The organism is uncultured Nostoc sp. (assembly GCF_964247315.1).
Lineage (GTDB): Bacteria > Cyanobacteriota > Cyanobacteriia > Cyanobacteriales > Nostocaceae > Nostoc.
On the sequence record NZ_CAXTTT010000008.1, the window covers coordinates 56669 to 80576 of the forward strand.

The 23908-nt window shown below is 42.1% G+C and carries 21 protein-coding genes; 9 read left to right on the forward strand and 12 right to left on the reverse strand.

What is annotated here, in order from left to right:
* Window positions 1-46: 46 nt before the first annotated feature.
* Entirely contained in the window at window positions 47-985 is a 939-nt protein-coding gene (locus tag ACFE93_RS04450; RefSeq protein WP_375472191.1) for a LysR family transcriptional regulator, read from the forward strand.
* A 263-nt stretch (window positions 986-1248) separates the two neighbouring features.
* On the opposite strand, the gene ACFE93_RS04455 is transcribed toward ACFE93_RS04450, so the two are convergent.
* Together ACFE93_RS04455 and ACFE93_RS04460 are read right to left on the reverse strand one after the other, a co-directional pair.
* The gene (locus ACFE93_RS04455; protein WP_375472192.1) at window positions 1249-2799 is read right to left on the reverse strand and encodes a metallophosphoesterase family protein; all 1551 of its coding nucleotides are present in this window, start codon (window positions 2797-2799) and stop codon (window positions 1249-1251) included.
* A gap of 121 nt (window positions 2800-2920) precedes the next feature.
* Window positions 2921-3892: a YegS/Rv2252/BmrU family lipid kinase gene (locus tag ACFE93_RS04460; RefSeq protein ID WP_375472193.1), complete on the reverse strand. Its 972-nt coding sequence runs from the start codon at window positions 3890-3892 to the stop codon at window positions 2921-2923.
* 385 nt (window positions 3893-4277) lie between these two features.
* Between ACFE93_RS04460 and ACFE93_RS04465 the strand changes: the two genes are divergently transcribed.
* Window positions 4278-4550 carry a lysozyme inhibitor LprI family protein gene (locus ACFE93_RS04465; protein ID WP_375472220.1) on the forward strand — a complete coding sequence of 91 codons (273 nt, stop codon included), beginning with the start codon at window positions 4278-4280 and terminating at the stop codon, window positions 4548-4550.
* A gap of 1368 nt (window positions 4551-5918) precedes the next feature.
* Here the strand turns inward: ACFE93_RS04465 and ACFE93_RS04470 are convergent.
* The 5 genes from ACFE93_RS04470 to ACFE93_RS04490 all read right to left on the reverse strand — a co-directional run bounded on the left by ACFE93_RS04470 (window position 5919) and on the right by ACFE93_RS04490 (window position 13019).
* A complete protein-coding gene (locus ACFE93_RS04470) occupies window positions 5919-6416 on the reverse strand; it encodes a hypothetical protein (protein ID WP_375472194.1) in 498 nt (165 codons plus the stop codon).
* 759 nt (window positions 6417-7175) lie between these two features.
* The gene (locus ACFE93_RS04475) at window positions 7176-7697 is read right to left on the reverse strand and encodes a hypothetical protein (protein ID WP_375472195.1); all 522 of its coding nucleotides are present in this window, start codon (window positions 7695-7697) and stop codon (window positions 7176-7178) included.
* Between the two features lie 571 nt (window positions 7698-8268).
* Complete coding sequence (locus ACFE93_RS04480; RefSeq protein ID WP_375472196.1) at window positions 8269-10200, reverse strand: TolC family protein; 1932 nt, start codon at window positions 10198-10200, stop codon at window positions 8269-8271.
* Between the two features lie 66 nt (window positions 10201-10266).
* On the reverse strand, window positions 10267-11442 hold the full coding sequence (locus tag ACFE93_RS04485; RefSeq protein WP_375472197.1) for an ABC transporter permease: 1176 nt from the start codon (window positions 11440-11442) through the stop codon (window positions 10267-10269).
* Window positions 11443-11555: 113 nt separating this feature from the next.
* Window positions 11556-13019, reverse strand: a complete 1464-nt coding sequence (locus ACFE93_RS04490) for an efflux RND transporter periplasmic adaptor subunit (RefSeq protein WP_375472198.1) — start codon at window positions 13017-13019, stop codon at window positions 11556-11558.
* Between the two features lie 888 nt (window positions 13020-13907).
* Here ACFE93_RS04490 and hemC point away from each other — a divergent pair.
* From hemC to ACFE93_RS04505, 3 genes are all read left to right on the forward strand, one after another.
* The gene (gene hemC, locus ACFE93_RS04495; protein ID WP_375472199.1) at window positions 13908-14879 is read left to right on the forward strand and encodes a hydroxymethylbilane synthase; all 972 of its coding nucleotides are present in this window, start codon (window positions 13908-13910) and stop codon (window positions 14877-14879) included.
* 134 nt (window positions 14880-15013) lie between these two features.
* On the forward strand, window positions 15014-16456 hold the full coding sequence (glgA, locus tag ACFE93_RS04500; RefSeq protein WP_375472200.1) for a glycogen synthase GlgA: 1443 nt from the start codon (window positions 15014-15016) through the stop codon (window positions 16454-16456).
* A 220-nt stretch (window positions 16457-16676) separates the two neighbouring features.
* Window positions 16677-16841 carry a maltose acetyltransferase domain-containing protein gene (locus ACFE93_RS04505; RefSeq protein WP_375472221.1) on the forward strand — a complete coding sequence of 55 codons (165 nt, stop codon included), beginning with the start codon at window positions 16677-16679 and terminating at the stop codon, window positions 16839-16841.
* 32 nt (window positions 16842-16873) lie between these two features.
* Here the strand turns inward: ACFE93_RS04505 and ACFE93_RS04510 are convergent, their stop codons facing one another.
* Window positions 16874-18145: a HEAT repeat domain-containing protein gene (locus ACFE93_RS04510; protein ID WP_375472201.1), complete on the reverse strand. Its 1272-nt coding sequence runs from the start codon at window positions 18143-18145 to the stop codon at window positions 16874-16876.
* A 337-nt stretch (window positions 18146-18482) separates the two neighbouring features.
* Here ACFE93_RS04510 and ACFE93_RS04515 point away from each other — a divergent pair, with 337 nt between their 5' ends.
* Window positions 18483-18722 (forward strand): hypothetical protein, encoded by a 240-nt coding sequence (locus ACFE93_RS04515; RefSeq protein ID WP_375472202.1) that lies wholly within the window; start codon window positions 18483-18485, stop codon window positions 18720-18722.
* Between the two features lie 32 nt (window positions 18723-18754).
* Complete coding sequence (locus ACFE93_RS04520) at window positions 18755-19663, forward strand: HEAT repeat domain-containing protein (RefSeq protein ID WP_375472203.1); 909 nt, start codon at window positions 18755-18757, stop codon at window positions 19661-19663.
* A 72-nt stretch (window positions 19664-19735) separates the two neighbouring features.
* Here the strand turns inward: ACFE93_RS04520 and ACFE93_RS04525 are convergent, their stop codons facing one another.
* The 4 genes from ACFE93_RS04525 to ACFE93_RS04540 form a co-directional block, all read right to left on the reverse strand.
* Window positions 19736-20344: a HEAT repeat domain-containing protein gene (locus tag ACFE93_RS04525; protein WP_375472204.1), complete on the reverse strand. Its 609-nt coding sequence runs from the start codon at window positions 20342-20344 to the stop codon at window positions 19736-19738.
* A 173-nt stretch (window positions 20345-20517) separates the two neighbouring features.
* The gene (locus tag ACFE93_RS04530) at window positions 20518-21012 is read right to left on the reverse strand and encodes a bleomycin hydrolase (protein WP_104907578.1); all 495 of its coding nucleotides are present in this window, start codon (window positions 21010-21012) and stop codon (window positions 20518-20520) included.
* Between the two features lie 78 nt (window positions 21013-21090).
* Entirely contained in the window at window positions 21091-21648 is a 558-nt protein-coding gene (locus ACFE93_RS04535) for a bleomycin hydrolase (protein ID WP_375472205.1), read from the reverse strand.
* 492 nt (window positions 21649-22140) lie between these two features.
* Complete coding sequence (locus ACFE93_RS04540; protein ID WP_334846191.1) at window positions 22141-22311, reverse strand: NblA/ycf18 family protein; 171 nt, start codon at window positions 22309-22311, stop codon at window positions 22141-22143.
* Between the two features lie 302 nt (window positions 22312-22613).
* On the opposite strand from ACFE93_RS04540, the gene ACFE93_RS04545 reads away from it, so the two are divergent.
* Both ACFE93_RS04545 and ACFE93_RS04550 read left to right on the forward strand, forming a co-directional pair.
* Window positions 22614-23222: a phycobiliprotein lyase gene (locus ACFE93_RS04545; protein ID WP_375472206.1), complete on the forward strand. Its 609-nt coding sequence runs from the start codon at window positions 22614-22616 to the stop codon at window positions 23220-23222.
* Window positions 23223-23765 carry a hypothetical protein gene (locus ACFE93_RS04550; RefSeq protein WP_375472207.1) on the forward strand — a complete coding sequence of 181 codons (543 nt, stop codon included), beginning with the start codon at window positions 23223-23225 and terminating at the stop codon, window positions 23763-23765.
* Window positions 23766-23908 lie beyond the last annotated feature (143 nt).

Consider the following 23908-nt stretch of genomic DNA (forward strand, 5'->3'; position numbering starts at 1 on the left):
AGATAGTTTTTATGGATTGATTGTTTATAATGCTGGACAATAAGTTTTGATAATCTCAACGCAGCGAGTGCAAGGTATGGATGACGTGAACGCTGTTTTAATATTTCTCAAAGTCGCACAACTGGGAGGATTTATTGCAGCAGCACGATCGCTGGACTTGCCTAAATCTACCGTCAGTCTGAAGGTGAATGAGCTAGAGCAACGGCTAGGAGTCCGATTATTTCATCGCACTACGCGGCGGGTTTCTTTAACTGAAGAAGGACAGCTGTATTACGAAAACTGTTTACCCATTGTCGATGCGTTACATGACGGTGATGATGCGATCGCTAGCTTACAGGGGCATTTGCAAGGCACTGTGCGAGTGACAGCCACCGTGTTGTTTGTGCAGTCTATTCTCGCACCCAATTTGCCGGAGTTTCTGCTGACCTACCCCGATATTCAAGTGATTCTCCATGCAACGACTGAATACAAAGATATTGTCAAAGAAGGGTACGATCTAGCGATTCGGATTGGGGAATTGCACGATTCATCCCTGATCGTGCGGCGGATTAGCACAGATCGCATGAAACTCTTTGCCAGCCCGACCTATCTCAAAACCGCTGGCGAACCAAGAGCAATTGCTGATTTGACCAGTCATACGCTGCTTTGTATGGCTCATCGTCAGAACAATGTGACCTGGACATTGCACAATCAACAGCAGGAAACAGTAATGCTCTCCTTTCGTCCACGACTACTCAGCAATGACGTTGCCCCCATTTATCAAGCAATCGTTGCTGGAGTAGGAATTGGACTGATGCCGGAATTTCTATTTCAGCAGGAGTTACAGAGTGGGAATATAGTAAACGTCTTGTCTCAATGGTCACTGGCTCCAGTCCCAATTAACGCACTTTATCCTAGCCGAAAATATATTCCCATGAAAGTCAAGGTCTTCGTAGAGTTCCTTGAGCAAAAGATGCGATCGCGTGACTTCCAGAAAATAAACTGATACTGTTGGTGAAATTAATAATTTGCCCAAAAGTGTGAGAATTGCAGAGTAATATCAATTCGCAATTCGCAATGGGCTACGCCCCGCTACGCTAATGCAATTCGCAATTGAGAAATTTAGATGCAGTAAGGCAATCCCTGCTTACATGTGTTGCCTTATTTTAGAGAATTAGTGTAATGAAACTAAGCCTTTTGCCTAACACTTCTCTATAAGACGCACTCGCGTTAGCTCAGTACAAATGCCCAATTTCCAATGCACATTGCTTAAATGATTAGTGGCTCAAGTTCACGATTATGCCATTGCCGCTGATGCCATTCGGCAACCAAAGGACGGACAATAAACTTGGGCTGTCCATCGCCTTTAACGTCAATACGTAAACCTGAATAAGGTCGTCGCTTTTGAAAACCTTGACCATTGCGACCGATGAACAGATGCGATCGCGCCACTAATTTTTTCTCTTCCATCAAATCTGCTCCCTCAATCCGCTGGCGTCGCAAACTAAACCCGCTACCGCCACAAACAATCCAGTGGATATGAGAATCAGCGTGTCCTGTATCCATTGTCTCCAGGTGTTCCAAGCAGTGCGCGTGACCGTTTAATACCAAATCGACCAAAGGACGCCCCTGAGTCAGGGAACCGATTTCTTTCGCTACCGCATCCAGTACACCACGCAGGCGATCGCGAACGATCAGAGTTTGTGCTTGTTGCCACTTTGTCGCCTCAGTTACATAAGGTGGATGATGAAAATAAATCACCCTTCCCCGAACTTCACTATTATTCCAAGATTCAATTAATCTTTGCTTGAGCCAGTCTAGTTGTTCAGTATCAGTCAGCGTTGTTTTATTCGTAGCTAGTTGCTTATCGATATCAACAATAATTTCTTCAATTTGTGATAGTTTGGCGTGGAAGTCGTCTAATTGATCGGCTTCATTGGGATTTTCAGGACGAAGCTTTGATGAATTTTCAATGATTTCTAGCTTTTCTTGCTCTAAATCCTCACGACGTTTTTCTAAGAGTTTGCGATCGGCATCACCTTCTTTTGTTCTAGGCAGCGGTGGTGGATCGTTAAATGTATTAGAATCTAAAGCAAAGAAATCAATACCGCCATAGCGAAAAGTGTAATAGCGATTGGGAAGACGGGTAAATTGTCCAGGTTGATAAGAGAGACAACGACCTGTATCTGTCTTGGCTGTATAGTACCGATCTAAATGACTGGCTAACTCTCCTGGAAGCTGAAACGCCTTCAGATAGTCGAGAAAAGCCTTTGCGTAAGCGTCACCGCATCCTGAGCCATGCAAGCCCACATCTAGGTCTAACCGCGATCGCAACAGGTGACGAATGGGTAATGTTGTTAGGGATGCCAAGCTCAATAAAATCGGCAAGTTATAGTAATCGTGATTTCCCGGCACAGGTAAAATGGGCAGCTTAAAAACCATCTGGTCAAAAGCAATCTGTTTGCGATGCTCTGTGCCCAAGATAAACTCTCGGTAAGGCTGGATGAAGTTTTGCTGGTAGTATTCACTCGATCCCACTAAATAAATCACATCCCCCGTATGCAGCATAAACCGGGATTCATTGTGATGGGGCAGCATGAGTTCGGCCACCTGTCGCTGGGGATTGTGTCCCCGATGCGCACCGGAACCACTATCACCGACAACTAAAAATGAGAACTCAGAATTGTCTGTTTGACCATCTTCTAAAACCAGCCGAGTTTGGTCGATATTCCGTTCTACAATCAACGGATCTTGCCACCGTACCCGCTGATTCATTTTCCGAATTTTATTAGCGATCGTTGGATCAGATACAAGTTTCAATGCAACCTACTCCTGAGTTTTCAATTGAAGGGGAGCAGAGGATACAAGGGGACAACAGGTGAGAACTTGCAACAAATCTTTCTCCTTTTCCCCAATGCCCAATGCTCCATGCCCCCTGCCCTTATTCTCCTGCTGTATCTTTCATCTCAATAGTCAGATTAGGAAGTCCCTCTAGTTTTTCGGTAGGCTCAACTTCTTCTACTAATGGCACGAAAATTCTTAAGCCTGCTGGTACACACTTAATTTCTACAGGTGTTTTGCCTACTATTTCACCATCTAGAACAACTTTTTGTGGTGGCTCAGTTGTAATTTTAAATTGTTTGGCTCGCAGGAAGCCAATATCATCTCGTTCTACGGCGTTACCTGTAGAAGCTGTTTGAAATAGATGAAATGTGGCGGCGATCGCTCCTGCCTTGTTAGTTGGAGCGACAATTGTTAAATCTAGTAACCCATCATCATAAATTAGACCTGCTGGGCCTTGAGCCAAAACGGAAGTGGGAGGCGCGGCATTTGCTACTGTGACTGCACAGGCGCTAGTTTTAATTATCCTATCTTCAGTTTCAATTTCGACATCAAAGTTTTTTAAATTTCTTAATTGCTGGATTCCTGCCAAAACGTAGGCCATCATCCCGAAACGATTCTTGGCATCTCGGTCTGCCAATTCTACAGTTTCAGCTTCAAAGCCAATCCCTGCCAAGAGTACCATTGGCCGATCGTTGCAATAGGCTACATCTACATGGGTGGTTGCTCCCTGTAAAATTGTTTGACACGCACCTGCGATCGTGTCAGGAATTCCTAAGGCTGTGGCAAAAGCATTCGCTGTTCCTCTGGAAATGATCCCAAACGGGATATCAGTTCCCACTAACGCTGCCGCCGCTATTGAGAGAGTACCATCCCCCCCGGAAGCAATGATTGCCTCTACTCCTCGCTCTAACGCTTGATATGCCAGTTGGTCAGCATCGATTTCTTCAGTTGTAAAATAAATATCTAGATCGATATCTGGCTCTAATATTGCCCGAATTTCTGCTAGCTCTGTATCTGGGTCGCCCTGACCCGCAACTGGATTGAAGATGAGACAGGCGGAACGATTCATAAAATATAAAAGCTAAACTTAGATTGCTAAAATACCAAATTCTTTTTAGCATTCTTGTGAAATTTAAACTTCCTTCTGACGGCTGGTTTACCTTTTCGTCACAAGTTTAGAAGTCTTCTGCGTTGAAACATACTGATGCTGATACGTATTGTGGTATTTTTTGTCTATACTTAAAGAAAAATTTTACCATGCGTCAATTATTACTATTTTTGGCAAGTATGCTAACTCTCAGCAGTTTAGATACCCGCACTATTACCATAGCAGTTACAGCGCCTAATTTACCTCAGATACTTGTAACTCAAAAGCTCAACTGTAATAATCCTCTCTTTTTCAAATAGCAATTAATGAATGCACAAAGTTATCTTATCAGAATGCAGATAAAAAACTGAATCAAGTTCAACAATTACTAACTACGTTAAAAAGCTTTAGGAAACAGAAATTAATTGCTGCACAGCTAGCATGGATCAAGTTTCGAGATACCAATTGTGAGTTTCAGAGAAGCAGATATGAGGGAGGAAGTATTGCCTTTACCATTTATTTTGGTTGTCTGGAAAATATCACAAAACTGCGTACCCAACAATTACAGGAATTAAAGATCAAAGTCTATGCTGAAGTAGAGATTCCTGAATATTGGGTAGTTAATCTTAGAAAGCGATAAGTTGTAGTATTTGGAGATCCTCAAGATGGAGAGTATGCCTCAAAAACAACCTTAACTAGAGGTACAATTTCCCCAAAAGCATTTCCAGATTTGGCTATATCAGTAAGTTCGATTGTTAACATTTAGAGATAGAAACTAAAAAATTTATAAATTTGATAAAAATTGTTAATGTTTTTGATGTATACCTACTTCTATAATTGGGTTTATAATGATGAAGTTGAGTGGTAATAGTAAGCTTTGAATGCCTCACCAATATCTTGCGATCATTCACTACATTTGATTTATTAAGTTGCCCTTCATCAAACATTTCAAATTTTCGCTTGATTATTTGAGACAGTTAAAATAGCTCCTCTAAGCTTTTGCTGCATTCAAAGTGAATCGACTGACCAAGCCAAAGCGTAACTCATATTGCCATTGATCTTTGAAACAGCTATTTGAAAGTGAGGATCACAAATTTTAAATCTGACTCCTTGCCAAACAGGCATAGCTCCAGGTATTGAATAGTTTTTAGAATACAAATTTACAATAAATGCCTTATCACCTATCTGTAAATTTTGCTCTGATTGGAATTTCAAACCACCATTATTGATAATTATAAGCTGTTTATCAAAGAATAAACGCGCTATCTAGTACATCGCTGTAGCTATAAATTCATTTGTTATAAGCGCATTCAAGGTAATTAGCTTTGAGAATTCTTTATATTCTTAAAATTCAATATCAACTGGATTACTTTCCAAGTCAAATTGAAGTGATAGAGATATAGAACCATGTCGTGCAGACTTCGTGAAACAGTTCGGTATCAAAGCAAAGTTGGTAATGCCAATTCTCCAAAAGAATCGGCAAGCTGATAAACAACGAGATAGCAAAATACCTGCTCTTACCCTTTATCTTTAGGGATTATTGATTGCCGATCAGTGCGATCGCATCCGCAGATGGGAATCTTGAGAAATTGAGTTGATGAACAATAGCTTTGCCAAAAAAAGAGGATGAAAAATAGGGCTGATGTAGTAGAGTTATTGTCTTGCACAACGACAACTCAAAAGCTACAAGCAGCCCATGTTCGACAACAAGGGCACTATTACATCGACTTCATTAAATTGCGGGTTAGCCTTTTGAAACAGCACTCTTGTACGTTAAGGCTGAAACTAAGATAGGGTAAGCTTTTCAGCAAGTGCTTTCTACCATAAAATTGGTGAGATAACTATGTTATTGTGCTAGTTTTGATCTAGTTTGAACCAAAAATCGTCGTTTCAGGCACTTAAAAATTTCTTAGCGTACAAAAACCCCGGATTGGTGCCATGAAGTCTATATTAGCTTTTCAGCCAACATTCTAAAAACTACAGGTTTTAATCTAAATGAGGTTTAACTCTAAGTTGAAGACTTACCTGTTGCTATAGCTAGAGCTTCATTTGCTTTAACAATAACTTGAGTTATTGCTTGCACAGTACCAGTATCCGCTACGGCGTCAGCTCGAGCCTCACCCAGAAACGTTACTGCTATAGATAGCGCCCTAGCCACTTGAGTGTTATCTCCCTTCTGAGCTGAACTTTCAGCTCTAGCTAGAGATTGTACGGCTTGTTGAAGCTTCGGTAAGACAATATCTCTGTACTCTGATGGGACGTTTACTGGTATGCTCCTTGCCACCGTTTGAGATTTAACTACTACTGTATCTAATGCTTTCGCCGCAACGCTAATAGCAAAACCTAGCGATATATTGTCTTGAGCGCTCGCTAACTCGGCCTTACCTAGTCCATCCCCATGACTTAAGTCTTTGTTGTTAGATGACAATGATAATGCCTGACCTGAGGAAATTACCAGCAAGCTGATCGCTAGAAGAGGTACTTTACTAAAGCAATTGTTTTTCATCCTGCTCATCTCCTGATTTAAAAAACTAGAGGATGGGTTCATCCTCGCTGAACTCAAGGGTTTTGAGCGCCAGGGGAAACCCTCCTGTCAAGAGAACGCTTTCTAGTACAGCACGGCGTAAATAAACCACTCATTCAAAATCAATGAAACGTTTATGTTGTATTCATTTTAAATTTTGCGTCAAGTCTGAGCAAAGGAAACCACTGCTCATAACTTTCCAAGACGAATGCAAAAATTTTGAATTCTGCCTTGCGGTACTAGGTTGAATTGTGCTGACAAAAGTTGCTCTTCAATTCAACTGTCTCTTCATCTTCAACTATGTCACTTATTAACTCAACTTTATCCATTTTCACAAGACAAGTTTACATAGCCTAAAATTTTTATGAAACTTAGGTTTTGACTTTTTTGATTTCATCAAAACTAGTCATGTAGGAAAAAATTTTTGCCACAAAGCCAGAACTTTTCTCCGATTTCAAGGCTTACGTTCTTGGATTTGGATAAAGTCGAGATTAGAGGATATTTTAAAAGTTGATTTTATCTATCTTGGCGATTATAAATTGCATCTCACTTGCTTCTCCTGTCAGAGACGCTACGCTAACAAGTGGGGAAACTTGCTCAACGCAGTGGCTTGGTTACACAAAACAAAACCTGCCGAAGGTTAGCAAATCCTTGATTTTGCATACTTTCCACGGAGGTGGACGAGAGCTTGTGTAGTAGCGAATTATATTCGCCAATGATTTTTAAAACATCCTCTTAGTTTTATGAGGCAGAGCTCAGAGCAACAGCCGCCGCAGCGCCCACAGCTGTTTCTGCACTGGCTAGTGATTTAGCAATAGCTGGTTTGCCAGGACCACTAATAGCATCTGAATTCGCTATAGCCAGCGCATCACCAAGGGTTGTTTCTGCTTTGGATAGCGAAAGAGCAGTTGCCTTTATGTCACTTGTAGCAGTTGAATCAGAAGTAGCAACAGCACTCCCTATCAATGTTGTGGCTTTAGCAATAGACTCAGCTAAAGCTTGTTTTTTAGGTCCAGCAATAGCTGCTGAACTAGCAGCAGCTTGAGCTGGACCCAATGCAGATTTCGCAAGGGCTATCGATCTTGCGAACGCCATATTATCTTTTAGAGGTGGTAGGGTAGCAGTAAGGAGCTCGGAGTTACCCAAACGTGTTGCATGGTTTATTACTTTAACATTAGATGTACTTGCAAATGTCGAACTAGAGAAAGTAAGCAGAGATCCGAGAGTTAAAGCGGCAACTTTTTTGAAATGTGCGTTAATCATGTTTTTAGCTCTTGAGGGTAGAACTTGATTCTATGTAAAACTACTTGCGCTATCGACTCCACTAGTTTTTTGACCCGAACTGGAGTTTTATCCCAATCAACAGCAGTTATTTGCTCTCAATAGGCAGTGCGCTAACACAATAGTACCATCTTTTCATCAGTAGATGTGCATAAAAAAATTAAATTAATCTAATGTAATACAGCATAATTCCGGAGTCATAATTACTTTCTTCAGAAGAAAAATAGGCTTTTTACCTAGCTTTAAAACCTAAATTGTGTACTTCGTTACCTTTAAATAGATGTATAAGATTAATAATTAAGTCTGCGTAAAATTTTAGTTAAGATAAAACAGGAGCCAAGAGGCAAAAGGGAAGAGGGTTTTAGCCTAGTACATCTTTCTTCACATAGTCTTGAGAGTTGAACCTTGGTTTATGTAAAACTACTTTCGCCATCTCATCCACCAGTTTTTTAACCCTGGCTGGAGTTTTCTCTTAATCAAAAGCAAATATTTGCTGTCAATAGACAGGACGTTAACCTGATAATACTATCCTTTCAACGATTACTACGAATGATTAATTTTCGATGGTTACTTGCCAAGTGTTTAATGTAGTGCCAAGTAATAAGTCAAGGTTGGTCAAAGTATTGAGATAGTTAATAGTTGCATCGAGTTCAGCATTTCTTGCTTCTACTAAAGCAGTTTGCTGTTGAATAATCTGGAATATTCCTGAACCCCTGCCCAATTTCTGTTTTTGTTGCTCAACATCAAGTTGTTTTTCAGATAATTCCGTAGCTTGTTGAGCAAGTTTAACTTGAGAAAAACTCAAATTAACATCTCTAATTATGTCTGCTAATTGAATTTCTAAAGTTGACCGTGAATCCTCTAAAGAGATTTGTGCTTTGCGTAATTCAATGCGCGATCGCTCCGGTCTTTGTTCTCGACTTAAATCACCAAATGATCGGCTTAAACTTATTCCGGTTCTAACATCAGTTGATGTATTAGTAGTATTATTTAAACTAACATTAAAATTTAAATCCCAGCGTTTATCATTGTCTGCCAGCAACACTTCAATTTTACTTCTTTCCAGGTTTAGCTGTGATTGCAAATAACTGGGTTGATTTTTTAATGCTATTTCCTTGAGGTTGTTAAATTCCAGAATCGTCGGTTTGATCGTCGGAAGTTCAGCCGCAAAAATCTTGGTATTTTGATCGATATCAAGAATTTGCAAAAGAGCTAACTTTCTCCCCTCAAGCTGATTCTGAGCGGCTAATACACTTACTTCCTGATTAGCTACAGATGCCTGATTTTGGATAATGGCGATCGGTGCTTCTCTACCTGCGTTGATTAAAGCTTGCGTGATTTGTAATGAATCTTCGGCATTTTTTAGTGCCAGTTGCTGAATTTTCAGTCTTTCCTGTGCCTGAAGTAACTCACGGTATGCCAGGATGGCATTCGTAATCGTTTCACTTAATATAGATTTTAAACCGAGAATATTATTTTGTTCATTTAATTGAGCAGCTTTAATATCAGCTTTATTGATTTGAGTCCCGGCTCCCCTTAATAAAGGTTGGCTAAAACCTAGATTTAAACTCTGTAGGAAGCTATTGTCATTAAGATTTGAAAATTGATTATTGTTTGTCCATCCAAAACTAACCTCTCCACCTGTGGGAATTTTTACAGAAATTTGTGTATCTAGATCCACTCCCGGATTACCTGATGTGATTCCATTATTACCAAGTTGATCCACCGTAAATGACAAACTTGGTGTGAAGTAAGGTGCAAATTTATTTTCTGCAACCTGCAAGTCTTTTCTTTGAATAATTCTATCGAGATAGGCATTTTTAATTGTTCTGTTATTCGCTAAAACCAGGACAATAACATCTGCAAGTTTCAGTTTAATTTCTTGCGGATTTGGTGGTTGATTAATAGGTAAATTTGATTGAGGATTAGTTTCATTAATTATTTGACTTTCTATTTGATTTTGAGGTGCTGACCGCTGTTGAGCTAGCTTGAAAGAACTCTTCTGAGCTAATAGTGAAACTGGATCTGAAAAAGCTGGCGTTATTTGTGGTTGGCTGTGGGGATTCAAAATCAGAGCTTGGGAATTGGTAAGTGGTAGTAAAGACGTTTTTGGTGGAGGTATTTTGGATAGCTCCCTTTGGTTGTTCGAGGAATCAGCAAGGGCAAATATTTGATTAAATGGTATAACTTCTTTAGCAAAGGGGATAGCCTTTCTTTCAGAGGTTTTAGGTTGCTGACTTTGGCTAATATTATTTTTTTCAATAATAGGCGGCACTGTTAATTGCTGCTGAATTTGAATTTGATTTTTTTTTGTTTCAATTTGGTTAGATTTAATAATTAATTGTGTCCGAACAGCAGGAATAAACACTACTGCAACGCCTAAAGTTGTAGCAAGAACACCTACCCAATTAAGACTGCAAAACAAAATAGAAATAAAAGACCAACGGGTTGAGGATTTGGAATTTTCTTGAGAATGCCGATGCATATTAATACCATTTCGGATTGCTAATTACTAATTGTGAATTGCTTTCCTTGTCTTTTTGCTGATTTTCTACGCCTCACGTAATGCTTTAACTGGATCGAGTTGACTAGCGCGTAAAGCGGGGAGAAAACAAGCACCTACGCCTACCACCAAAGCTGCACCCAATGATAATGCAGCGGTTTCGCTCTCAAATTGGTAAGGCAACTCAAACGCATTAACAACCATCAATGTCAAACTATATACTGTGATGATAGCGGCAATTCCCCCCACCAGGCTTAAAATTGCTGCTTCCAAAATAAATTGCGACAAAATATTAGTTTTAGTTGCACCGAGCGCTCGTCTTAAACCAATTTCTGAAGTCCGCTCAATGATGGCGGCTATGGTAATATTGGCAATACCCACACCGCCAATTAGTAGTGCGATTACCCCCACAACAGTTAGTGCCTGCGTTGCCAAATCCAAAGTTTCTTTTTGCTTAAAGATTGCTTCCACATTGCTTGTAGCGTAGACTTCTCCACCTGGAAAACGTTCTTTTAATATTTTCTCTGCTTGCTCTTTGATGTTTTTCATGTCTTCGAGGTTTCGCGGACGTATTGAGATTGAGTTAATAGTTTGCTTGCCCGTCATAGCGCTGTAAGTTGATATAGGCATCAGTAAAGCACCTGTAGGTTTCTCGCCACTCATCTGTGATTTGCTCTCCATAACTCCCACAACCAAACAGGGTCTTGCTGTAGTATAAATCAGTTTACCTATAGGATTTTGACCTTGAAAAAGTTGCTGTGATAAAAATTCATCAATCACCGCTACGGAGCGGTAGTTGGCAAAATCAGCAGTTGAAAAGGCGCGACCTGCTTTGAGTTTTCGGCCTGAAGTCAGCAAGTAATCTTTGGTAACAGCCTGTATATTAGGCTGGGCTTGTCGACCGTAAAATGAAACTTGTTGAGAAGACACATAACTAGAAGCACTAACTCCTTGCAAACCTTTAAGTCGTTGGCGCAAGAATTCCATGTCTTCTAAGTTTGGTCCCCTGATTTGTTCTCCCAGCACAATAACAAAGATTTGAGGCGCTTCTGTTTCTGACAACTGCTTGGCAATCATCGCCCGACTAATGCTACCCACCTGTAGCGTTGCATTCACCGCCGCCACACCCATGAATACGCCGAGGGTGGTAAGGAAAGAACGCAGTAGATTACTACGTAGTGAGTTACTGGTGAGTCTGATCAGGTCTAGGGGAGAAAGGCTCATAAGCAGAATGGGGAGATGGGGAGATGAGATAAAAAGATGGAGAGATCCCGATTTCAAGCCATCTTTTTTTTTCCAACCTCACAGGAAACCTCTAAGCCCTGGTGATTGGGGACTCATGGAATTTTTGTAACTGGCATTCCTGGTTGAAGTTCAATTTCAGGTGGGGAAAGAATGATTTTTTCACCTAGTTTTAAGCCGGATTTTATTTCTACCTTGGTTGGTCCTTCTAGTCCAAGGGTGACTTTCCGCTTTTGAACCAAGCCTTGGTTGTCCTGTACCCAGACAAAAGGCTCTGGTTCGGAGCGTTGAATTGCTTCTATGTTTACAGCTACTACCTTCTGCCGTTGCTGTACGATAATTTCAACACTGACTTGGCTACCAGGGATTAAAGTACCACTAGGTTTGTCTAACTTGATAGTGGCGGGGACTTTAGCTGAACCTGATAAACCAAAACTTAATCCGCTGCCCCCAGAACCAATCGCCTGGGGATACAAACTGGTGACTCGTCCACTAAATTCCTGAGCATTGGGACCAAGAACTTTGATCTGCACTGGTTGGTTGATTTTGACTTTGGCAGCATCTAGAGTCACTAGCTCTAGTTTCACAATTTCTTGCGTCGGATCGCCTAAGGTAAGTAACGGATCACCAGATTTTACACCGTCCCCATCCTGGATTTTTAAATCAAGGACTTTACCAGCGAAGGGTGCGGTGAGTATGTTTTTTTGTAGTTCCTTCTGAAGATTTTGTCTCTCTACTTGTAGGCGTCGGAGTTCCTCACTTTCAGTGTTGAGTGTTGAGAGAGTTTCTCGCAGCTGTGAGTGTGCATCCACAACCTTCTGTTGCTCTTCTGTTTGGTGCTTCAACTCCAAATTCAGACGCTGGAGTTTAAGCGTTTCGCTAGTGATTGTTAATTCAGCCTGTTTGACGGTAGACCTTGTTTCACGGACTTTTTCTTGTTGCTGTTCGAGTTCATTGCTCGAAATAAAGCCTTTTGCTGCCAAAACTTCCACATCCTGAAGTTCCTTGATCGCCGCAACCTGTTTTTCTTTTGCATCAACAACTTGATCGCGGCTACGTGCTAAGTTTAGCTCCTGTTCTTGGATTTCTAGCTGTTTTTGTGTTAAGGGCTCCTGCAGCTCCTTTTGCTCTGTGGCAAGCTTGTTCTGCGCTTCCACAACTTTCTCCCGACTGCGTACTACGATGAGTTCCTGTTTGCGAATTCTTAAATCAGAGTCAGTAAGATTTTTTTGTCCTTCTGGGTTGCGAAAAATCACTAATTGCTGACTAGACTTAACACGATCGCCCAGTTTTATTAACACCCTTTCTATCGTCACTTCTCCAGGAGACTTCAGGGCTTTTTGATTTCCCAATTCTAAGGTGCCACTTTCATTAATTGTAATTTCTACGTCATCAGAGTCTACGCTGATTGTAGGCACTGCTACGGGTTGAGTTGATTTATTGAAACTTTTGATATACATAAACCAACCACCAGTACCTACCAAAGTTAGAATTGCAGACCAAACTAACCATTTAACTCCGGTTTGAAATTTATTTTTACTTTTACCGGGAAAATACATTATGAGTTATGAGTTTGAGCGCAACCATATAATCCGCTTTCTTGTCAATAATCTTTTGGGTAATGTCGAGCTGTATTAAGAACGTCGCCGTTGGGGTTCTAAACAGAGTAATAATAATAACATTGCCCAAGTTGCTCTAACACTAGAACGAAGAATTAAAAATAATAATTGTTACCTTTGCAAAAGTATACCATAACACTATTGGTACTTTCTTTATATGCTGATAGCGATCGCTCTTTTTTACCAGCGAATCAAGGGCGATCGCTAGTGCTACCAACCTCAATCCCCGCGAGGTGATGGGCTATTTAAGCACACATATTTTAGTGCAATAAACAAACGTCCCCAACTTTCTTCTTATTATGGCGATTGAATGCAAGCGATCGCAATATAGCTTCTTAACCTACGCATTTGTTGCAGTTTTAGCGTTTTGATAGGCGTGAAATTGGATAATTTATTTTTTGGAGTTTCCTTAATATTCGCACTCAAAAGTCTAGTTTTCTTGCTTTTTTCCTACCCCACACACCACTGAATATTAGGTGTTTTTTAATACACCCTTTTTTGATGGGCTTTAAACTCACCCCGGGCATGAACTTTTCTTTTCCTTACACCCTATCTCCTACACCCCTAATTCCGCTAAGTATTATCAGTAGCATTAAAACACTTTTAATCAGAGATGGGATGTTACGTATCTAACGTACCCTACGGGATTCAAAGTTTTGCACTCTATTAAATCCACCTTCCTTAGTATTATTTAAGATTCCTAAAACAAGCTTTTGGTAAAGAATTGTAATCCAAAATCCCAAATCCAAAACCCAAAATTCGTATGAGTCACTGACTACGGTAGTCTAGATGAGAGTGAATTTATCGCCTGCGATATTATATTGTTTTATGACTTCAGTTATTTCTAGTCCCCCACGCACTATTCGGATTGGTTCGCGCAAAAGCCAACTTGCTCTGGTTCAGACCTACTGGGTACAAGAGCAACTCAAGAATTGCTATCCAGATATCACTTTTGAAGTCCATACCATGTCTACCCAAGGCGATAAAATCTTGGATGTAGCCTTAGCTAAGATTGGCGATAAAGGTCTTTTTACTAAAGAACTTGAGATCGGAATGCTCAATCAAGAGATTGACTTTGCGGTTCATTCTCTCAAGGATTTGCCGACTCACTTACCAGAAGGGTTAACGTTAGCAGCAATTACTGAACGAGAAAACCCAGCAGATGCATTAGTGGTGCATGAAAAGCACAAAGATAAACAAATCGATACGTTGCCAGAAGGTGCAGTAATTGGTACATCTTCGCTGCGGCGGTTAGCACAGTTACGCCATCACTTTCCCCACTTTACCTTTAAGGATGTGCGGGGAAACTTAATTACACGGTTGGCAAAACTGGATGCAGGTGAATACGATGCTTTGATTTTGGCAGCAGCAGGGTTAGAGAGATTGGGAATGAGCGATCGCACTCACCAAATTCTCCCCAAAGAAATCTCCCTCCACGCTGTGGGACAAGGTGCTTTAGGGATAGAATGCCGTGCTGATGATAGTGAATTGCTATCTCTACTCAAAGCGATCGAACATCCCCAAACACGCGATCGCTGTCTCGCCGAACGATCTTTCCTCCGCTCTTTAGAGGGCGGCTGTCAAGTACCTATCGGTGTAAATACAGAAATATCTGGTGAGAATTTGACCTTAACCGGGATAGTCGCCAGTGTAGATGGTCAAAAGTTCGTCAAAGATACCGTTACCGGGATTGCCAATAACGCCGAAGCATTAGGTCAAGAACTAGCAGAACTGTTGCGACAACAGGGAGCGCAAGAAATTTTATCAGAAATTTTTGCGGTGATTCAGCGCGGTTCCTAAGCAATTGGGCAAGGCGATGTGATTAGATAAGAATTGATCGCCATTGCACTGATGTGCCAGACGCGACAAGTCGCGTTGGTCGGGATTTCACAAAGTTAATTTGACAATATAGACTCAGGGAAGCAAAAATTACCATGCGGATTCTATTTGTTGCAGCAGAGGCAGCACCAGTTGCGAAAGTAGGAGGAATGGGTGATGTTGTCGGGGCATTACCCAAAGTTCTGAGAGAAATGGGGCATGATGTGCGGATATTCTTGCCTTACTACGGCTTCCTGCCAGACAAAATGGAAATTCCCTATGAACCCATCTGGTGGGGAGATGCGATGTTCCAGCATTTTGCAGTGTATGAAAGTATTCTGCCTGGTACTGATGTTCCCTTGTACTTATTTGGACATCCGGCCTTCATGCCACGCCGCATCTATTCTGGAGATGATGAAGATTGGCGGTTCACATTGTTTGCTAATGGTGCAGCCGAGTTTGCCTGGAATTACTGGAAGCCAGATATTATCCATTGCCACGATTGGCATACGGGGATGATTCCGGTGTGGATGCACCAAGATCCTGATATCACCACAGTGTTTACTATCCATAACCTAGCTTATCAAGGGCCGTGGCGTTGGTATTTAGAGAAAATTACTTGGTGTCCCTGGTATATGCAAGGACACAACACAATGGCGGCGGCGGTACAATTTGCCAATCAGGTAAATACAGTTTCGCCTACATACGCCGAGCAAATCAAGACACCTACTTACGGTGAAACATTAGAAGGTTTGCTGTCTTTTATTAGCGGTAAATTATCTGGGATTATTAACGGTATTGATACCGAAGTTTATAATCCAGAAAATGACAAATATATTGCCCAAACCTTCACTGCTGATACTTTAGAAAAACGCAAAGCCAACAAAATTGCTTTGCAAGAAGAACTAGGGTTAGAAGTCAACTCCAAAGCCTTTTTCATTGGGATTGTGACGCGATTAGTGGAACAAAAAGGCATTGATTTGATATTACAAATCCTTGATCGCTTTTTATCTTATACAGATGCACAGTTTGTGCTGTTGGGTACAGGCGATCGCTACTATGAAACTCAGATGTGGCAGTTAGCATCCCGCTTTCCCGGACGTATAGCAACTTACTTGCTGTATAACGATGCCTTGTCTCGTCGGATCTACGCTGGGACTGATGCCTTTTTGATGCCCAGTCGTTTTGAACCATGCGGTATTAGCCAAATGATGGCTTTGCGCTATGGTTCTGTGCCGATTGTTCGCCGCACAGGTGGATTAGTTGACACCGTAACCCATCACGACCCTGAAAATGCTGCTGGTACTGGTTATTGCTTTGATCGTTATGAACCGTTAGACCTTTTCACCTCTATGATCCGGGCTTGGGAAGGCTTCCGTTTCAAACCGCAATGGCAAGAACTACAAAAACGGGGCATGAGTCAAGATTTTAGTTGGTATCAATCTGCCAAGCAGTATGTGAAGTTGTACAGGTCAATTTTCGGTTTGCCAGAAGAAGAAGAGAAGACACCAGAACCGGAGTTAGTTTTAAACGAAGCAGTCACCAGTAGCAAGTCCTAAACCACCAGTAGAGACGTACAGATGTGCGTTTCTACTCCTAACTTTGAATAACTCAAGTTACTAGTTATGGATTCGAGCGATATCTTCTCTTCGAGACGTTACGCGAACGCTAACGCAAAACTTTTCGGTCTACTGAAATTGAAATCTGGTTTAGTATTGTACTTTATGAACCTGCAATCTGCTGTAAAGAGGCGTTATTGTGCTTAGTGAACGCGAGAAGATGTTGGCGGGATATCTGTATAACAAGCTTGACCCTGAACTAATCTGCGCCGAGCGGGCGCGGAACTTGTGTCAAGACCTCAATGCCATACCCACGACATTCCCCGCCGGGATGTTAGCTGCCGACAACCCCTGCCGTGTTATCCGCGAACTAACGGATATCTAGACTTAATATAACTCCTGAATTCTAACTTCTAACTATTGAGTACTTGTTGCTTTCGCCCGAATTAACCAATCACGATCGCGATCGCAAATTTCTCGACCGGACGAGTCTCCTAAGCGGTCTAGTGCTAATAAACAAGCGTATTTCAAATCCCAAATTGGCGTATTGAGGCAAATTTTAATTTCAGGAATTGCTCGTGAATCACCTAATTCACAAAGAGCGATCGCACACGCCGCACGAGATTTCTGAAACTGAGGTTCGCGATTGTGCAGGTTTTCTACTAATAAATCGTAGGCGGGAGCATATTTCAGCCACCCGAAAAGTTTCATCACATGATAATGAGCGCCATAATCGTTATATGCTTTGTCCGAATAAGTTGCTAATAGTGCTGCTGGTGCTTCTTGTGCATAGATATCCAATAAAGTTTTTGTGGCTAAATAGCAACGTCCAAAATCGGTTTCGTAGAGTTCGTTAATTACAAAATCTAGACTAGGAGTAGCATCATACTCATGTACTAGATCGAGGTCGTTGGGGCGATCGTAGAGTACTTGCTCTAAGTAAGGTTGAATTTCTGTAAAGGTAATTTCACCACTGGGAACCCCTACATCCAAAAGCATCCGCAATGCTCGTAACCGGAACACCAAAGATACAGGACAACGGGCAATTTCTGGGATGGCTTTGTAGTAGCAAGAATCAATCAGGTCTTGAATACAACCGCGCCGTGCATTGACGCTAGAACTTTGCAGCAGCGCCATTACTTCAGTAATTTGGGAGTAGTCATTTGTGAAACGACAAACTGTAGCGATCGCAGCACTACGGGTAGGTTCATCTTCAACTTGAGTAAATTTATTTACACGCTCTAGGGACGGCTGATAATCAGCATTAGCTAAGGTGTGAATAATGACTCGATAGATTTGACCTGGTTTATCCAACAGCTGCGCCACTTCTTCGAGAATTTCTGGATCTTTAGTCCCAATTTCCCCAATCGCCCACACGCTATTTTCAACAGTATAAATATCATCATCTTTAAGACATTGCCGAATTACAGGTAAAGCTGATTGTGCCTGCAATCGCCCCAGACTTTCCACAGCTTTGCGTCGGACAATCCGGTGGTCTAACTCATCAGGGTTGCTGGTTTCAATCGCCCTCACCAAAGCCGCGATTGATTGCTCAGTCGGAAAGTTAATTAGATGGGAAACAGCAATATACTTATCAGAAGCGTCTTCGAGTTGTTCTAATGGTGTATCAATAATTGCGATCGCTTCTTCTTCTGTTAACCCAAACATTTTAAAAAAACGTTTATCCATTGATCTGTAAATTGCTCTTGGATAATTGCTCAGATGTCACGTTTACTATCGTACTAGGGACTGGGGACTGGGAAATAGCGATAAATATATGTTTGGGGATTGATTAGAAGCATCAAAAGTCTCTGTATAGCTATTTGAGGATAATTAGTTGGGTTTGACTTTGAAGATTTCCGTCAAAAAGCTTTACCAGTGGTAACGCAATCTGAGAAGATCGAAACATATACATTTGTCAGCTATTAGTTAGTTGCCTCTCTTTAACGAGTAACCAAATACAAACATTCTTGGGAACACTAACCACACATTATTCAAATAAACACGCATTTAGGAAACAAAACTTATGGATGAAACTTCAGAACTCACAACAACCGATAACGTAAGCGCTCAAGATGTCGCAGAAGTTATTGCAGAACTTGAGCAGTATCGGGAACGTTTAGTCCAAGAAACTATGGAAACAGCAAAACGGGCTAAGTTGATGAAAGTAAATGTTATGGCAAAACTAGAGCCTGAGCTTGCCAAGATTGATTCTGCCCTCCAGGATCTCCGTAATCAGCAAGCTGCCCTGAGCGTCAGCAACTAGTAATTTATCTTGATAATTTAGCTATAAGTTATATGCTCAACTCCAAAACTCAATCCAAGGAAGATTCGTTAAATCTGTCTCAGGCAGAAACTGATGCTTTATTTGCAGCGGTGAGTGAGCAATTAAGCTTAAACACCTTCAACCCTGATGACCAAGACCGACTCAAGCAGATGATTGAGAGTATGGGAGACTCACGGGGGATGGTTAGGTTGAGTTTTGCAGAGGCATTGGGGAAAATCGGTAAACCAGCGGCCCCTTTATTGATGGAAGCTGTGGCAAATCACCCAAACCCAGTTGTGCGGCGAGCTAGCACCAAAACCCTGACACTGATCGCTGACCCGATCGCAATTCCAACCTTGGTCAAGGCTCTGTTAAATGATGAAGATACGGTGGTCAAAGCCTCGTCGGTGGGAGCGCTGGCCAAGATAGGTAAGCCCGCTGTGCCAGCATTACTAAAAATCTTAGCATCAAACGAGTATCCAGAAAGTGCCAAAGGATATGCAGTATGGGCGTTAGGATTTATTGGAGCAGAGGCGAAGGAATATTTATATCAAGAGATTAACTCAGACTCGGCTGAGGTTCGCGCTGCGGTGGTGGGAGCGATCGCTAAAATAGCTGAAGAAGGTACTGAAGAAGGAGCATTTAATATTTTAGTTAATGCCCTCACCGATCCATCTGAAATTGTGCGGTGTGAAGCTGCTGCTGCTTTGGGCAGTCTAACCTATCAACCAGCAATTCCTAACCTCGTCGAGTTACTGCATCATGCCGATTGGGAAACTCGAAAAGCGGCGGCTTTGGCATTGATGAAAATTGGCGATGACGCTGCTTTAGAACCCCTGCAAGCTGCATTGACTCAAGAAGGGGAAGGAGGGGTTCAGGCAGTGTTCAAGTTGGCAATTTCTCAAATTGAAAGACAATTAGAGGAAGATGCTTGGGAATAGGGCGATGTTTGCAAGAGGTCTAATGTATCCGCCCTACTGGCATTGATAAAGGTAGTTGTAAGAGCGATCGCGCTACCCTCTCTTATAATTAATCACCTGATCTAATCGTGGTAAAGCACTCACTGCTGACTCACGAACGTATGGATCGACAGATTGATCGTTTGTCAATGCCCTCAACACTTCCACTCCTCGGATATCACCCATTGAACCGAGTGCATTCACAATTGCCACAGCCACCGCAACATTATCTGTTGTTTTCAGAGCTTCAGTTAAAATTTCAAAGGCAGGGGAACCAATCTCACCCAGAGCCATCACAGATGCAATATAAACAACACCATTTTGGTCATTGAGCGCTGTTTTTAATGCCTCTAAACCTTCAGTTGGGAAGGGTACATCTGAATGGTTAGCGGCGACTTGTGCTAGGGCTTTGGCACAACTGCCGCGAATGGTTGCATTATCGCTGTTCAGCAATGACTCTACTAGTGGCGGTACAGCATCTATACCAATGGCACCCAGTGCCTTTACCGCAGCTCGACGGTAGGTTACATCTTCTTCATCCAAAATACTCATCAGTCGAGGAATAGTATTTTCATCACGGACATCAGCCAGTTCCCACATGGCTCGTTCCCGCAGATTGGGATTGGGGTGTTTCAATTGGTCAAATAGAGAATCTATTGTCATAAGAGAAAATTTCGCTGTTTAAATTTCTTGAGTTCAAGATAGAGATAAATGATAAATATTAATCACAACTGAGGGACTCTAAGTCGATTACTCAACCTAATTTAGGCAAAGCAACAGACTGAGAGTCCCTAGTTCTAGAGTATGACAATCGCTCGTCTACCCAATCCGTGTCATTATGACAGGGAGTTGATTACATAGTCGAGAAGATTGCGGAACTCAACTAACGCTTGAGGAGACAAATCACGAGGAGCGCAAGCGCGATCACGGGTGTAAGTCATTGCGGTAACGTAGGGAGCAGTAGGCAGATTCAAAGAGCGATACACTTCACGAGCACCTGCAATACCCCACTCATCCAAAGGCCCAGTACCACCCACAACTAAGCTGTAGTTGATTAGGCGCAGGTAGTGCTTGATGTCGCGGAGGCACTTATCTTTTTTAACTTGGGTGTCGCCAGCTTCACCGTCTTGGTTCAAGTAAGGATATTTCTTGAAGGCAGCATCATAACCTTCTTTAGCTACAGCATCAATACCAGAAGCTAGCTTTTCAGCAGCTTCTAAACGAGCGTTAGCACGTTGAATGCTACCTTGGACGGATTCTAGGTCAGAGGTAGATGGGAAACGACCTGCTGCATCAGCAGATGTAATAACCGTGGTGATAACTGATTTCATTACTTTTTATACTCCAGATGGGATTTGATCGGGTTTGAATTTCAGTTCGTTTGGCTAATAGCCGTTAGCCATGAGCTATTAGCTCAGAGCAGAAATAATGCGATCAAAGTAGCTAGCAGCTTCAGAAGCTAGAGCAGAGCAGTCGCCTTGAACTACTTCTTGCTTGCGGAACCTTTTACCAGCGTTAGCTTCAGTGTTGGTGTTGGTGATGTGAGCGACGCTGATAGCCTTCAGGAGCTGTACAGCACGTACAGAAGAACCGGTGGGGACGCCCAAAGCTGTGTAGGTTTCTTTTAGCCCATTCAGAGCACGATCGTCCAAAACAGAAGAATCACCAGCCAATAGCGCATAGGTCACGTAACGCAGCATGATTTCGGCATCACGTAGGCAAGCAGCATGGCGACGAGTTGGGTACAAGTTACCACCAGCTTGAATTAAACCTTGGTTTTCACAGGCAATTCCAGCAATGGCATCAGAAACGGCACAGCTAGAGTTGCTAGCGATCGCGTTTACAGCATCAAGGCGCTTGTTGCCTTCAGCAATGAAAGACTTGAGGGCTGCTAAATCAGCACCACCAATAGGAGCAGTTTTGGCGTCTGCTGTAATTACAGCTTTAGAAAAAGCGTCAAGAACCATGAGTTCTCCTTAATATTCACAAATGGCGGATATTATTTTTGGCGTGTTCTCGATCAGATTAACTGCGAGTAGCCAAAGAAAAACATAGGGGATTAATAGTACCCTAGTCTTTACTATGAGAGACAAAGTAATAATCTGTAATATTTACCTTGGGCATGGGGCATTGGGAATTGGGCATTGGTAAAGAAGCTTTGTGTGCGGGGTGCTCTTATAAGAGAGTAAAACTCTTCTCCCTTGCTCTCTGCTAAGAGCTTATTAGACCTCTTGCACAAATGCAAAATTCGCCCTCATCCCCAACCCCTTCTCCCTAAATTCGGAGAAGGGGAGCCAATTTCAAAGTCCCTCTCCCAAGCTTGGGAGACAGATTTAGGGTGAGTCTATTCTTTAGCCCCCATTCCCAATGCCCAATGCCCAAAAAATTAAGACTTACGCGTTTGACTGGAACTCTGCCACTGCGTAAGTCTTAAGGAAAAAATCTTATTTTTTACTTGATTAAGCTTGTTTTAGCAGATGTTTGACCAAATTATCTTTCACCATCATCTGCCGTAAAATTTCTAACAAAAATTCCTGAGCCTCTTCTTGGCTCAAATTTTTTACCTGGCCTTTCAAATTTTGTAAGCGAAACTGTTGTTCTAAGGTTAATTCGACTGGAAAGTCCATCATTCACTCCTGTGATTGATTGAATCGAAGGGTATTTGTTTTTGTAGAAGACGATCGCTTTCTATTAGTTTAGCACTCAAATATTAAAATGTCTACATTGTCAAGCGATAACAAATCACACTCATAAAAGTTTACAATCAGATAACAACACGTCTCTCCCTCCCTTTCTAGGGTGTTTATTGAAGCTGACCACTAATCGCTGTAATGTTTAGAATGTTTATATACCAACTACTCTAAAAACAAAGAACTCGTAAAACATCATCCGCAGGAGTAATTAAGTAGGAGTCAGAAGATTGATAGACGCAATGGAATTTTTTCAGCTAAGTGCTGGTAAGTGGCGATCGCAACGTGCAACTCATCATCTGGCGTTCAAGCGCTCAGAGACGGGAGAATCGGATATACAGGTAGAAACTCTGGATGCCGATCATCCAGAAATCATTGAACTGTGCCGATATCATGAGATTGACCCCAGCCTTTCAGTCGGTGGCTCGCGTGTGCGTTGGCTAGGCACAATGGCTTGGGATCGAGAGGATGAGGAGAATCATCAGGGGAAAACCATATTTGCGATCGTGCCTGATGGCGATAACCCAAGGCAAGGCAAATTACTCCGTGAAAGAGGTTACGCCGAAATAGTGCCTGTAGTCGGTCTTTTTCACATGGATGATGAAGATGGACTGGTGTTGACAACTGAATATGAAACAATGAGTTCCATTGAGCGATTTTGGTTCGCCAGCCCAAATATGCGAATGCGAACCAGTACAGTCAAACGGTTTGGCGGCTTTAGCACCGCATCGTTTTGTACTGAAAGCCGCATTGAAACTTCTGGTGAGGCTTCCAGCACAGAAGAAGTAACAGAAAGACAAGGAGCGGATGTTTTAGAAAAAAGACAGTTTTATTCAGTTTTGGGCTGGTGAATGATTCTCAAGCAGAGTGATGCTTTTACTCGTGGGCAAGATTATCTGCATCTGGTACAGAGACTTGCCCTAGAACCGGGTATGGTGAATGTGTTTGATAACCTGCGCGATCGCATCCCAATTTGCACTTGGATTGGCGAGAATATTAACGCCGTAAACTCTCAGATCAACACCTATCTAGAGGTTTGTCATCAGTGCTTTCATCCCCAAGAGCGTCGCCACATCCAAATTTTTGCAGTTCCCATAGCTCAATCCTTCGGCATAGATGGGCTGTGCAACATTCTCACCAACCCAATCACTATTCTGATAGATGTTGGTCGAGTTGCACCTAGAGACTGGTTTGGTATAGTTGTCCATGAATACGCCCATGCCCATGTAGGAGACTTTGGTCACAATGAGCAATTTGCTAGCATCCTATCTCATTTATGCTTAGGGCTAGGATTGGAACCACCCTACTGGCAGACAGGAATGGAAGCAACTTTGCGTAGCTGGCCTCACTGTAAATCAACCATAGATCCCCTGAAATTTTGGATAGGTCGCTGAAGGCAGCAGAGGACAAGGGGGATAAGGGAAATGCTCCATGTCCTTCAAGAGTGCTGAGTGCTGAGTACTGAGTGCTGAGTAGGGAATCTCACTTCTTTACTTTAAGCCGAAGAACTCGGAACTGTTTTGCCCCATGCCCCATT